Origin of the sequence: Streptomyces sp. NPDC127114, from assembly GCF_042677525.1 — a bacterium.
Classification (GTDB): Bacteria; Actinomycetota; Actinomycetes; order Streptomycetales; family Streptomycetaceae; genus Streptomyces.
Genome location: NZ_JBHXTJ010000032.1, coordinates 1 through 12,955 on the forward strand (window position 1 = coordinate 1; position 12,955 = coordinate 12,955).

Below are 12,955 nucleotides of genomic sequence, written 5' to 3' on the forward strand. Positions count from 1 at the left end.
CCGGGGCCCCCGCGTTACCCGGGGCCTTTTACCCCCTCACACCCCCCCGGTCACCCGGCGACATGGGCTTCCAGTCGGGGGCGATGTTTCACGTGAAACATCGCCCTTTTCTCTTGGCACGGGCCAGGCCCAGCGTGAGGAGCCCGTAGATCACGGTCACCAGTGCCACGACCGCGGGGGACCGGCCGTCCGGAGGCAGCATCGCGGCGGCGACGCCGGCAGCGCCGACGAAGGCGACGTTGAAGAGCACGTCGTAGAGGGAGAAGACCCGGCCGCGATAGGCGTCGTCCACGGAGGTCTGCACGACGGTGTCCGTAGCGATCTTCGCTCCCTGGGTGGTCAGACCGAGCATGAAGGCGGCCACGAGGAACGGTGTCCTGGCGAAGGTCAGCCCCAGGGCGGGGGTCAGCACGGCGGCGGCTCCGGTGCACAAGGTCATCCAACCGAACGGCCCGAATCTCCCGACCGTCCAGGGCGAGAGCACCGCCGCCGCGAAGAAACCGGCTCCCGAGGCGGCCACGGCCAGACCCAGGACGGCGAGTCCGTCGTCCTCCGTGGCGCTCCACGCGTACCGGGCGAGCATGAGCACCGTCACGAACAGGGCGCCGTAGCAGAAGCGCATCAGGGTGACCACGGTGAGCGCCCCGGCCGCCGGGCGCCGCTCGGCCAGATGCCGGAGGCCGGCTGCCAGGCCCCGTGCGGTGGAGGCCAGGGCGGCGGTGAGTCGCGGCTGGACGAGTTCCGGGTCCGGCCCGAGGAGCTCGCGGGACATCCGGAGTGAGGCGAGCGCGGAGCAGAGATAGAGGACGGCGCCCAGGAGGACGACCGCGGCGTCGGAGTCGTGCGCCAGCAGCCGTACGCCGAAGGCCAGCCCGCCGCCCAGGGTCGCGGCCAGTGTGCCGGCGGTCGGCGAGAGCGAGTTGGCGACCACGAGCCGCTCGTCGTCGACCACGCGCGGCAGCGCCGCGGAGAGGCCGGCCAGCACGAAGCGGTTGACTGCCGTGACCGAGAGGGCCGAGGCGTAGAAGAGCCATTCCGGCACGGAGGCCAGCATGAGCACCGCGGTGCCGCCGGCCAGCAGGGCCCGCAGGACATTCCCGTAGAGGAAGACCTGGCGCCGCTGCCAGCGGTCGAGTAGGACGCCGGCGAAGGGTCCCACGAGGGAGTACGGCAGCAGCAGCACCGCCATCGCGGAGGCGATGGCCGCGGCGCTGGTCTCCTTCTCGGGGGAGAAGACGACGTACGTGGCGAGGGCGACCTGGTAGACGCCGTCGGCGCACTGGGAGAGCAGGCGGACGGTGAGCAGGCGGCGGAAGTTGCGCAGTCGCAGGAGGACGCGCAGATCACGCACGACGGACATGGGAGCAAGACTCACATACGACGAGGGTCCCCGGGCAGTGCCACGGGGACCCTCGTCGTCGAGCCGTTGGATCGTCGTCCGGCCATCGGGTGGTCGTCAGGCGATCAGGAGGTGACCGTCAGGTCAGCGCTCGACCTCGCCCTTGATGAACTTCTCGACGTTGGCGAGGGCCTCGTCGTCGAAGTACTGGACCGGCGGGGACTTCATGAAGTACGAGGACGCGGAGAGGATCGGGCCACCGATGCCGCGGTCCTTGGCGATCTTCGCGGCGCGCAGGGCGTCGATGATGACACCCGCGGAGTTCGGGGAGTCCCACACCTCGAGCTTGTACTCCAGGTTCAGCGGGACGTCACCGAAGGCGCGGCCCTCGAGGCGGACGTAGGCCCACTTGCGGTCGTCGAGCCAGGCCACGTAGTCCGACGGACCGATGTGGACGTTCTTGTCGCCCAGGTCGCGGTCGGGGATCTGCGAGGTGACGGCCTGCGTCTTCGAGATCTTCTTCGACTCGAGGCGGTCGCGCTCGAGCATGTTCTTGAAGTCCATGTTGCCGCCGACGTTGAGCTGCATGGTGCGCTCGAGACGGACACCGCGGTCCTCGAACAGCTTCGCCATCACGCGGTGCGTGATGGTGGCGCCGACCTGGGACTTGATGTCGTCACCGACGATCGGGACACCGGCCTCGGTGAACTTGTCCGCCCACTCCTTGGTGCCGGCGATGAAGACCGGGAGGGCGTTGACGAAGGCGACCTTGGCGTCGATGGCGCACTGCGCGTAGAACTTCGCGGCTTCCTCGGAACCCACGGGCAGGTAGCAGACGAGCACGTCGACCTGCTTGTCCTTGAGGACCTGGACGACGTCCACGGGGGCCTCGGCGGACTCCTCGATGGTCTGGCGGTAGTACTTGCCGAGACCGTCGAGCGTGTGACCACGCTGGACCGTGACGCCCTTGTTCGGGACGTCGCAGATCTTGATGGTGTTGTTCTCGCTGGCGCCGATGGCGTCGGCGAGGTCGAGGCCGACCTTCTTCGCGTCCACGTCGAACGCGGCGACGAACTCCACGTCACCGACGTGGTAGTCGCCGAACTGGACGTGCATCAGGCCGGGCACCTTGGTCGCCGGGTCGGCGTCCTTGTAGTACTCGACGCCCTGGACCAGCGACGCGGCGCAGTTGCCCACGCCGACGATGGCTACGCGAACCGAACCCATTCCGGTTGCTCCCTGTGTGATCGTGGAAGCCCTGCGGACGCAGGGTTTCACTTGGCGGTGTCGTCGGACGGATCCGGCCGGGTACTGCCCCCGTGCCGGGGCAGGCCGCCCGTTTCTCCGGATTCTCTGTTCTGCTGAGCGGCGCCCTCGGGGGCGTCGGGGCCGGATCGCTGATCCCGTCCCGCCCGCTCGCTCTCGATGAGCTCGTTCAGCCAGCGCACTTCGCGCTCCACGGACTCCATTCCGTGGCGCTGCAGCTCAAGCGTGTAGTCGTCGAGGCGCTCGCGCGTACGGGCCAGAGAGGCGCGCATCTTCTCCAGGCGCTCCTCCAGCCGGCTGCGGCGGCCCTCCAGCACCCGCATCCGCACCTCGCGCTCGGTCTGGCCGAAGAAGGCGAAGCGGGCGGCGAAGTGCTCGTCCTCCCAGGCGTCGGGGCCGGTGTGGGAGAGGAGCTCCTCGAAGTGCTCCTTACCTTCGGCCGTCAACCGGTAGACGATCTTGGCTCGGCGTCCCGCGAGTGAAGCCGCCACGGCCTCCTCGGGAGCGCTGCCCGGCTCCTCGATCAACCAGCCGTTGGCGACCAGCGTCTTGAGGCAGGGGTAGAGGGTGCCGTAGCTGAAGGCCCGGAAGATCCCCAGCGAGGTGTTGAGCCGCTTGCGCAGCTCGTAGCCGTGCATGGGGGCCTCGCGGAGCAGGCCGAGAACGGCGAACTCGAGGATTCCTGAGCGCCTGCTCATTCGCCGCCTCCTCCGTTCTCGGGACTCGTCTCGCGGACCATGGGAAAACTCGTATGCCGAGTCGATGTGACGTCCTGATGTATCGACTCGATACATCCCGACGATAGAACGACCCCATGTCCGCGACAAGTGGGGCTCGAGTGACCGGCGTCACATCGTCAATTCACAGCAATGGAGTTGCCGGATTTGGGGTGAACTTCACCCCTAGGTGGGTTTTGGCCGTGCGTAGTCTGTGCGGCATGCAGACCACCGGGAACCAAGCGATGCCGCAGGGCGTCAGTGAAGCGGGTGACCGGCTGCGACACGGAAGGGTCTTTTCCGAGGTCCGGCCGTGTGCCATTCGGGGGGACCGGAACTCAACTGCCGCTTCCAGGCGTACGCGCCTGCCCGAGGAGTAGTCGTTCGATGAGCGAGCACCGTCGCAAAATGCCGCAGCAGCAGCCGCCGTACGGCGGTCGTGCCGCGGCCCGGCGCGCCGCCCAGCAGCCGATGGGCCGCAGGCCGGCCCAGGGCCATGATGCCGCCACGGGGTCCCCGTCGGCCTCGTACGGGCCGCCGTCCTCCCATGGCGAGGAGCGCCCCTACGGCGGTCGCGCCGAGGCCCGGCGCGCCGCGCAGCGGGGCGGGCGCAGGCGCGCGCCCGAGGCCGGCGGAGGTCCGGGCGGTCCGGGCGGGGGCCGGCGCGGCGGTGGTGGCGGCGGCCGCGGGGGCGGTCCCGGGCGCGGTCGTGGCAGTGGCCGCCCGCCCGGCAAGAAGCGGTTCATCGACTACCCGCGCTACGGCAAGTACGGCTGGCGGCGCTGGGTGCCCTCGTGGAAGCTCGTGACGGGCCTGTTCCTCGGGTTCCTCGGCAGCCTCATGGGCGCGGCAACCATCGGCTACGCCATGGTGGGCATCCCCGACGAGGCGATCAGCGCCAAGCAGCAGAACAACGTCTTCTACTGGTCTGACGGCACGCAGATGGCCGCGACCGGTGGTGAGGTCAACCGCCAGATCATCGGGTACGAGCAGATCCCGAAGGCGATGCAGGAGGCCGTGGTCTCGGCCGAGAACAAGACCTTCTGGACCGACTCGGGCATCGACCCCATGGGCATCGGCCGCGCCGTGTGGAACATGGCCAAGGGCGGCGAGACCCAGGGTGGCTCCACGATCACCCAGCAGTACGTGAAGAACAACCGTCTCGACGACCAGTCGCAGACGGTGACGCGCAAGGTGAAGGAACTCTTCATCTCGATGCGCGTGGGCAACGAGAAGGGCAAGCCCGAGATCATGGCGGGCTACCTCAACACCTCGTACTACGGCCGTGGCGCCTACGGGCTCCAGGCCGCGTCCCGCGCGTACTTCGGCAAGAACGCCCAGGACCTCACCCCCAGCGAGTGCGCGCTGCTCGCCGCGGTGCTGAAGGGCGCGACCTACTACGACCCGGCCGGCTACCCCGAGATCGACCCGGCGGCCGACGCCAAGTCGAACACCGACCGTGCCACGAAGCGCTGGTCGTGGATCCTCGACGAGATGGTCAACGACGGGAAGCTCGACCCGGCCGAGCGCGCCAAGTACACGACGCTCCCCGAGACGAAGCCGCGGTCCCAGGGTGCCCAGCTGGGCGGCCAGATCGGCTACCTCGTGCGGACCGCCGAGGCGAACTTCCTGAACAAGAACGAGCTGGGCATCACCACCCAGCAGCTGGCCAAGGGCGGCTTCGAGATCCACACGACCTTCGACAAGAAGAAGGTCCAGGCGCTCGAGAACTCGGTCAAGGACATCTACAAGGAGTACATCGACCCGAAGAAGCGGCCGAAGACGGACACCGACGTCCAGTTCGGCGGCGCCTCGGTGAACGTCGAGACCGGTGCGATCGTCGCCATCTACGGCGGTGAGAACGCCACCAAGCACTTCACCAACAACGCCGACCAGACCGGTGCCCAGGTCGGCTCGACCTTCAAGCCCTTCGTGCTGGCCGCCGCCATGCGCGACGGCGTGCGGGACCCCAAGGGCGGCAAGGTCCAGGACGCCTCCACGCGCAGGCTCGTCGACCCGGACAAGAGCCGCTACAACGGCCAGAACAAGCTGAAGATCAAGAACTACGACGGCTCGACCTGGCGCGACGAGAACGGCAACGAGTGGCTCCAGGTCAACGACGACGACGCGAGCTACAAGAACATCAGCCTGCGTGAGGCCATGGAGCACTCGGCGAACTCGCCGTACGTGCAGCTCGGCATGGACGTCGGCATCGACAAGGTCCGCCAGGCGGCGGTCGACGCCGGCCTGCTGGAGTCGTCGCTGGTGAAGTCGGACGTGCCCTCGTTCTCCCTCGGTATCTCGTCCCCGAGCGCCATCCGCATGGCCGGTGCCTACTCGACCTTCGCCAACCAGGGCGAGCAGAACGAACCGTTCTCCGTCACCAAGGTGCTCCAGAAGGGCGAGGTCATCTACGAGCACAAGGCCGCGCCCAAGCGTGCCTTCTCCACGGCCGTCGCCAGCAACGTCACCGACGTCCTGAAGAGCGTCGTCAAGAACGGCACCGGCAAGAAGGCCGCGCTCGAGGACGGGCGCGACGCGGCCGGCAAGACGGGTACCACCGACGGCAACAACTCGGCCTGGTTCGTGGGCTACACCCCGCAGCTGTCGACCGCGATCGACATGTACCGCTTCTCGGACGACGAGACGAAGAAGGACCGCAAGTTCGAGTCCATGTACGGCACGGGTGACCAGCCGAAGATCCACGGTAATTCGTTCCCGTCGCGGATCTGGAAGAACTACATGACCGAGGCCCTCAAGGGCGTCGAGGCGAAGAGCTTCCCGGAGCCCGAGGACCTGGACGCCGAGGCGGTCTTCGGCGGCGGTGCGGCCAGCCCGACCCCGACGCCGACGGCGACCGAGTCCCCGTCGGAGTCGCCGTCCGCCACGCCGTCGAAGGACATGCCGACCCAGAAGCCGACCAAGACGGCGGAGCCGGGCAAGACCTGCAGCGTGTGGGACTGGCCGTGCAAGGACAACGGCGGCACCAGCACCGGCACCGACAGCGGAGGAACCGACGGCGGTTCGACCAGCACACCGACGACGGATCCGACGAGTACGGCCACTCCCACCGACAGCGGCGGGGGCGGAGGAAAGCCCGGAGGCAGCACCTGGGGCGCCGTGGGCGGCTGACCCGGTCGGCCGACCCGGGGCCCGGAGGCCCTGAGGGCCGTCGTGCCCGGTCCGTACCTCGTGTGCGGGACCGGGCGCGGCGGCCCTCGTCGTTTTCCCAGGGGCGTACGGCAGGATGTCCCCCATGCCGAGCCTCCAGAAGACGAGCCCTCCGCAGGACCCGCAGGATCCTCCGGTGGTCTGCCCCACCCGACGCGACGAGGTGGCCGCCGCGGGCAGCGAGTTCATCGGCGGTCCGATCGGCCGCCGGGCGGTCCTCGGCGCCGGCCAGCTGAGCCCGGTGCGCGTCATCGCGCTGGTGGCCATCGGGATGTTCGCGCTCGGCATGGTGCAGAAGCTGCCCTGCTACAACTGGGCGTGGTTCCGCGGCTCCACCTCCCAGTACACCCACGCCTGCTACTCCGACATCCCGCACCTCTTCTCCGGACGCGGCTTCGCGGAGGGCCTGGTCCCGTACTTCGACCGGCTGAGCGGCGACATACCGTTCCTGGAGTACCCCGTCCTGACGGGCCTGTTCATGCAGGTGGCCGCCTGGCTGACGCCCGGCGGCGACCTGACCTCGCAGGAGCAGGCGTACTGGCTGGCCAACGCGGGCCTGCTCATGGTCTGCGCGGCCGTCCTCGCCGTCTGCGTGACCAGGACGCACCGCAACCGCCCCTGGGACGGTCTGCTCGTGGCGCTCGCGCCCGCGTTCGCGCTCACGGCCACCATCAACTGGGACCTGCTGGCGGTCGCCCTGACGGCCGCGGCGCTGCTGATGTGGTCGCGGAGCCGGCCGCTCGGCTTCGGCGTCCTGCTCGGGCTCGCGACGGCGGCCAAGTTCTACCCGGCACTGCTGCTCGTACCCGTGCTGCTGCTGTGCTGGCGTGCGGGCAGGTGGCGCGCGTTCGGCACGGCCGTGCTGGGCGCGGCCGGCGCCTGGCTGGTGGTGAACCTGCCGGTGATGCTGCTCGCGAACGAGGGCTGGAAGCAGTTCTACGTCTTCAGCACCGAGCGGAACGTCGACTTCGGCTCGGTCTGGCTGCTCATCAGCCAGACCACGGGCGAGCAGATCCGGCCGGAGACGGCGAACTACTGGGCGCTGTTCCTGATGATGCTCGCGGTCGCGGGGCTCGCGTACCTGGCGTTCACCGCGCCCCGCAGGCCTCGCCTGGCGCAGCTGGCCTTCCTGATCGTGGCGGCCTTCGTGCTCACCAACAAGGTCTACTCGCCGCAGTACGTGCTGTGGCTCGTCCCGCTGGCGGCGCTCGCCCGGCCGCGGTGGCGGGACTTCCTGGTGTGGCAGGCCTGCGAGGTCATGTACTTCCTCGCCATCTGGCTGTACCTCGCCTACACGACCAGCGGGAACAAGCAGGGGCTGCCGACCGACGGCTACCAGTTCGCGATCGTGCTGCACGTCCTCGGCACGCTCTACCTGTGCGCGCTCGTCGTACGGGACATCCTGGCGCCCGACCGTGACGGGGTGCGGCGGGACGGCTCGGACGACCCCGCCGGAGGCGTCCTGGACGGCGCGGAGGACGTCTTCGTGCTGGGCAGGGCGGCGCGGCCGGCGCGGCACGCGGCACCGGCCGTGGAGGGGCCGCGGGTGGAGTGGGGCGTTCCCCGCGAGTGAGGCGCCGTCGAGGCGTCGGAGAGCAGGACATGTGAAGCGGCCCCCGGGAAGTCCTCCCGGGGGCCGCTTGATCTGTGTGCGGGGCTCAGCGCTCGACGAGCCTGTCGTACTGCGTCGTGGTGTGCCGCAGGTGTGCGACCAGTTCGTCGCCGACCCTCGGCTCCTGGGCGTCGGACGGCACGAACAGGATCGACACCTGCATGTGCGGCGGCTCGGCGAACCAGCGCTGCTTGCCGGCCCAGACGAACGGAGAAAGGTTCCGGTTGACGGTGGCGAGACCGGCGCGCGCCACGCCCTTGGCACGCGGCATCACGCCGTGCATCGCCTTGGGGGCCTCCAGGCCCACGCCGTGGGAGGTGCCCCCCGCGACCACGACCAGCCAGCCGTCGGACGCGGCCTTCTGCTGCCGGTAGCCGAAGCGGTCGCCCTTGGCGACGCGGGTGACGTCCAGGACCGAGCCGCGGTACTCCGTGGCCTCGTGGTCGCCCAGCCACAGCCGGGTGCCGATCCGGGCGCGGAAGCGGGTCTGCGGGAACTGCTGCTGGAGCCGGGCCTGCTCGTCGGCCCGCAGATGGCTGACGAACATGGTGTGCAGCGGCAGCCGGGCGGCCCGCAGCCGGTCCATCCAGGAGATGACCTCCTCGACGGCGTCGGTGCCGTCGGTGCGGTCGAGCGGCAGGTGCAGGGCGAAGCCCTCCAGCCGGACGTCCTCGATGGCGGCGTGCAGCTGCGGGAGCTCCTCCTCCTTGATGCCGTGGCGCTTCATCGAGCTCATGCACTCGATGACGACGCGGGCGCCCACGAGGGCGTGCACGCCGTCCACGGAGGACACCGAGCGGATGACGCGGTCGGGCAGCGGCACCGGCTCCTCACCGCGCCGGAACGGCGTGAGGACGAGCAGGTCGCCGCCGAACCAGTCCTTGATCTTGGCGGCCTCGTACGTGGTGCCCACCGCGAGCATGTCGGAGCCGAACCGCGCGGCCTCGTCCGAGAGCCGCTCGTGGCCGAACCCGTAGCCGTTGCCCTTGCAGACCGGCACGAGGCCCGGGAACTGCTCGATCACGGTCTTCTGGTGCGCCCGCCAACGAGCGGTGTCGACATAGAGGGAGAGCGCCATGGCCGGCCCGGAACCTTTCTGGTGGCTGCGGTGTATCAAAGATGTGTACGAGACTACGCAAGCCTCGCGCGCGTCGTCAGCGACGCGACATGTAGATGTCCAGGGCCTTGTGCAGGAGCTTGTTCAGCGGGAAGTCCCACTCGCCGACGTACTCCACCGCCTCGCCGCCCGTGCCGACCTTGAACTGGATCAGACCGAAGAGGTGGTCGGTCTCGTCCAGGGAGTCCGAGATGCCCCGCAGGTCGTAGACGGTGGCGCCCATCGCGTAGGCGTCGCGCAGCATCCGCCACTGCATCGCGTTCGAGGGCCGGACCTCGCGGCCGATGTTGTCGGACGCTCCGTACGAGTACCAGACGTGGCCGCCCACGACGAGCATGGTCGCGGCGGACAGGTTCACCCCGTTGTGGCGCGCGAAGTAGAGCCGCATGCGGTTGGGGTCCTCGTTGTTGAGGACGGTCCACATGCGCTGGAAGTACGAGAGCGGGCGCGGGCGGAACTTGTCGCGGACGGCCGTGATCTCGTAGAGCCGCTGCCACTCGGCCAGGTCCTCGTAGCCGCCCTGGACGACCTCGACACCGGCCTTCTCGGCCTTCTTGATGTTGCGGCGCCACAGCTGGTTGAAGCCCTTGAGGACGTCGTCGAGCGAGCGGTTGGCGAGCGGCACCTGGAAGACGTAGCGGGGCTGGACGTCGCCGAAGCCGGCGCCCCCGTCCTCGCCCTGCTGCCAGCCCATCTTGCGCAGCCGGTCGGCGACCTCGAAGGCGCGCGGCTCGACGTGGGTGGCCTGGACGTCCTTGAGGCGCTTGACGTCCGGGTCCTGGATGCCGGACTTGATGGCGGCGGCGTCCCAGCGGCGGATCACGACCGGGGGGCCCATCTTCACGGAGAAGGCGCCCTGGTGCTTGAGGTGCGCGAGCATCGGCTGGAGCCAGTCGTCGAGGTTCGGCGCGTACCAGTTGATGACCGGGCCCTCGGGCAGATACGCGAGGTAGCGCTTGATCTTCGGCAGCTGGCGGTAGAGCACCAGGCCGGCGCCGACCAGCTCGCCGGACTTGTCGAACCAGCCGAGGTTCTCCGAGCGCCACTCGGTTTTCACGTCCGCCCACGCCGGGACCTGGCAGTGGCTCGCCGCGGGCTGGCTCTGGATGAATGCCAGATGCTGCTCACGACTGATGGTCCTCAGGGTCAGGCTCATGCGGGGCGCTCCTCGGCAGGTGTGTCCCCATCGGTTCAGGGGCTCCGGCTCTCGCGCCGAAGCCTACTGCGACCAGGGAGCGCCCCGAATGGCCGTGTGGGGCCTTCGGCGCCGGTGAAAGGGCTCGTCTAGTTGATCACGCCGGTGAAGAGTCCGCCGTGGGCCATGCCGAGGTAGAAGCCCACGCCGGCGAGGCCGAGCCCGATGATCAGCAGGAAGCGTTCACGTGTCGTGGCGGAGATGAACTGGCCGTAGCCCCCGCTGAGGATGCCGACCAGTCCCGTCCAGGAGGCCAGCAGGTGCAGGTGGTCGAAGAAACCCGTCACGAAGGAGAGGAGACCGAGCACGAGGGTGACGGCGACCAGGGTGTCCTGGAGCGGGTGGGGCTTGCCGTCCGTGGCGAAGAGGGAGTGACCGGGGTCGGGTCGCATTGCCTGTGCCATGGGGCACCTCCTGGAGTGCCGTCCGGAGGGCGGCGCCATTGTGACGCCGCCCACATCCGTTGTGTACAGGTTGCGTCCCCCCGTCGCCGGATTTCAACCGCAGGGGGCTGTGCGGGTACTCTGTACGGTCTGCACCGGTGTCTGCCCAGGGTCCGTCCCGGACCGCGACGGCGCCTCCTCGCTCGCCGAGGGGGGACTGTCAGTGGCGGCGGATACCGTTGCTCACGCATCACGACCCTCCTGCCACGGAACGACCGTGGCCGCTGAGTCCAAAGGAGGTGGGTTCCACATGCGTCACTACGAGGTGATGGTCATCCTCGACCCCGATCTCGAGGAGCGCGCTGTCTCCCCGCTGATCGAGAACTTCCTCTCCGTCGTCCGTGAGGGCAACGGAAAGGTCGAGAAGGTCGACACCTGGGGCCGTCGTCGTCTCGCCTACGAGATCAAGAAGAAGCCCGAGGGCATCTACTCGGTCATCGACCTGCAGGCCGAGCCTGCGGTCGTCAAGGAGCTCGACCGCCAGATGAACCTGAACGAGTCGGTCCTCCGGACCAAGGTCCTCCGCCCCGAGACCCACTGAGCTTTCGCTCACAGGGACTCGGGTCCGAGTAGCAGTTAGCAGCCAGAAGCAATCCCGCCGAGAGGTTCACCCATGGCAGGCGAGACCGTCATCACGGTCGTCGGCAATCTTGTCGAAGACCCCGAGCTGCGCTTCACCCCGTCCGGTGCGGCGGTCGCGAAGTTCCGCATCGCGTCCACTCCCCGCACCTTCGACCGTCAGACCAACGAGTGGAAGGACGGCGAAAGCCTCTTCCTGACCTGCTCGGTCTGGCGTCAGGCGGCGGAGAACGTCGCCGAGTCGCTTCAGAAGGGCATGCGCGTCGTCGTGCAGGGCCGTCTGAAGCAGCGGTCCTACGAGGACCGCGAGGGCGTCAAGCGCACGGTCTACGAGCTGGACGTCGAGGAAGTCGGCCCCAGCCTGCGCAATGCCACGGCCAAGGTCACCCGCACCACCGGTCGTGGTGGCCAGGGCGGCTACGGCGGCGGCGGCCAGCAGGGCGGCGGCGGTGGCGGCTGGGGTGGCAACTCCGGCGGTGGCCAGCAGGGCGGCGGAGCTCCCTCCGACGACCCCTGGGCCTCCAGCGCCCCCTCCGGCGGCCAGCAGGGCGGCGGCGGTGGCGGCTGGGGTGGCAACTCCGGCGGCGGCTACTCGGACGAGCCTCCCTTCTAGGGCGCAAGCCCCGGAAGCAGCTCGTACCCCAACTTCTTGATCACACAGGAGAAACACCATGGCGAAGCCGCCTGTGCGCAAGCCTAAGAAGAAGGTCTGCGCGTTCTGCAAGGACAAGGTCGCGTACGTCGACTACAAGGACACGAACATGCTGCGGAAGTTCATTTCCGACCGCGGCAAGATCCGTGCCCGTCGCGTGACCGGCAACTGCACGCAGCACCAGCGTGACGTCGCCACGGCCGTCAAGAACAGCCGTGAGATGGCGCTGCTGCCCTACACGTCCACCGCGCGATAAGGGAAGGGTGACCGAACAATGAAGATCATCCTCACCCACGAGGTCTCCGGCCTCGGTGCCGCTGGCGACGTCGTCGACGTCAAGGACGGCTACGCTCGCAACTACCTGGTCCCGCGCGGTTTCGCGATCCGCTGGACCAAGGGCGGCGAGAAGGACGTGGCGCAGATCCGCCGCGCCCGCAAGATCCACGAGATCGCGACCATCGAGCAGGCCAACGAGATCAAGGCCCAGCTCGAGGGCACGAAGGTGCGCCTGGCCGTTCGCTCCGGCGACGCCGGCCGTCTCTTCGGCTCCGTGACCCCGGCCGACATCGCTGCCGCGATCAAGACCGCGGGTGGCCCGGACGTCGACAAGCGTCGCGTCGAGCTCGGTTCGCCGATCAAGACCCTGGGCTCGCACCAGGTGTCCGTGCGTCTGCACCCCGAGGTTGCCGCGAAGCTCGGCGTCGAGGTCGTCGCCGCGTAACGCTGCCCCTGGCAGTTCGCGCTCAGCAGTACGGAAGGGCGCCCCCCCCGGGGGGGGGGCCGCCCCCCCGGACCCGGAAAAAATAACCCGCTTGTGCCCGATGGAATACACCAAAACCTCAGCGGCCGCGACCACCACCTCGCC

Annotated in this window: 12 protein-coding genes; 6 read left to right on the top strand and 6 right to left on the bottom strand. The window is 69.0% G+C overall.

What is annotated here, in order from left to right:
• Positions 1-88 precede the first annotated feature (88 nt).
• From ACFVGS_RS27035 to ACFVGS_RS27045, 3 genes are all read right to left on the bottom strand, one after another.
• Complete coding sequence (locus tag ACFVGS_RS27035) at positions 89-1,360, bottom strand: MFS transporter (protein ID WP_385694078.1); 1,272 nt, start codon at positions 1,358-1,360, stop codon at positions 89-91.
• Positions 1,361-1,483: 123 nt separating this feature from the next.
• Positions 1,484-2,566, bottom strand: coding sequence for an inositol-3-phosphate synthase (locus tag ACFVGS_RS27040; protein ID WP_384407662.1), 1,083 nt, complete (start codon positions 2,564-2,566; stop codon positions 1,484-1,486).
• Between the two features lie 47 nt (positions 2,567-2,613).
• Positions 2,614-3,303: a helix-turn-helix transcriptional regulator gene (locus ACFVGS_RS27045; RefSeq protein WP_384407660.1), complete on the bottom strand. Its 690-nt coding sequence runs from the start codon at positions 3,301-3,303 to the stop codon at positions 2,614-2,616.
• A 405-nt stretch (positions 3,304-3,708) separates the two neighbouring features.
• Between ACFVGS_RS27045 and ACFVGS_RS27050 the strand changes: the two genes are divergently transcribed.
• Both ACFVGS_RS27050 and ACFVGS_RS27055 read left to right on the top strand, forming a co-directional pair.
• Complete coding sequence (locus ACFVGS_RS27050; RefSeq protein WP_385694081.1) at positions 3,709-6,453, top strand: transglycosylase domain-containing protein; 2,745 nt, start codon at positions 3,709-3,711, stop codon at positions 6,451-6,453.
• 124 nt (positions 6,454-6,577) lie between these two features.
• Entirely contained in the window at positions 6,578-8,065 is a 1,488-nt protein-coding gene (locus ACFVGS_RS27055) for a glycosyltransferase family 87 protein (protein ID WP_384407657.1), read from the top strand.
• 85 nt (positions 8,066-8,150) lie between these two features.
• Here ACFVGS_RS27055 and ACFVGS_RS27060 read toward each other — a convergent pair whose 3' ends face one another.
• The 3 genes from ACFVGS_RS27060 to ACFVGS_RS27070 all read right to left on the bottom strand — a co-directional run bounded on the left by ACFVGS_RS27060 (position 8,151) and on the right by ACFVGS_RS27070 (position 10,820).
• Complete coding sequence (locus ACFVGS_RS27060; protein ID WP_384407655.1) at positions 8,151-9,182, bottom strand: alanine racemase; 1,032 nt, start codon at positions 9,180-9,182, stop codon at positions 8,151-8,153.
• 76 nt (positions 9,183-9,258) lie between these two features.
• A complete protein-coding gene (locus ACFVGS_RS27065) occupies positions 9,259-10,377 on the bottom strand; it encodes a lipid II:glycine glycyltransferase FemX (protein ID WP_384407653.1) in 1,119 nt (372 codons plus the stop codon).
• Positions 10,378-10,505: 128 nt separating this feature from the next.
• On the bottom strand, positions 10,506-10,820 hold the full coding sequence (locus tag ACFVGS_RS27070) for a hypothetical protein (RefSeq protein ID WP_384407651.1): 315 nt from the start codon (positions 10,818-10,820) through the stop codon (positions 10,506-10,508).
• Positions 10,821-11,109: 289 nt separating this feature from the next.
• On the opposite strand from ACFVGS_RS27070, the gene rpsF reads away from it, so the two are divergent.
• From rpsF to rplI, 4 genes are all read left to right on the top strand, one after another.
• Positions 11,110-11,400 carry a 30S ribosomal protein S6 gene (rpsF, locus tag ACFVGS_RS27075; protein ID WP_004950685.1) on the top strand — a complete coding sequence of 97 codons (291 nt, stop codon included), beginning with the start codon at positions 11,110-11,112 and terminating at the stop codon, positions 11,398-11,400.
• Between the two features lie 72 nt (positions 11,401-11,472).
• Positions 11,473-12,051, top strand: a complete 579-nt coding sequence (locus ACFVGS_RS27080; protein WP_365343986.1) for a single-stranded DNA-binding protein — start codon at positions 11,473-11,475, stop codon at positions 12,049-12,051.
• A 58-nt stretch (positions 12,052-12,109) separates the two neighbouring features.
• A complete protein-coding gene (rpsR, locus tag ACFVGS_RS27085; RefSeq protein ID WP_128983236.1) occupies positions 12,110-12,346 on the top strand; it encodes a 30S ribosomal protein S18 in 237 nt (78 codons plus the stop codon).
• An 18-nt stretch (positions 12,347-12,364) separates the two neighbouring features.
• The gene (gene rplI, locus ACFVGS_RS27090; RefSeq protein WP_365343988.1) at positions 12,365-12,811 is read left to right on the top strand and encodes a 50S ribosomal protein L9; all 447 of its coding nucleotides are present in this window, start codon (positions 12,365-12,367) and stop codon (positions 12,809-12,811) included.
• The last annotated feature ends 144 nt before the right edge of the window (positions 12,812-12,955 follow it).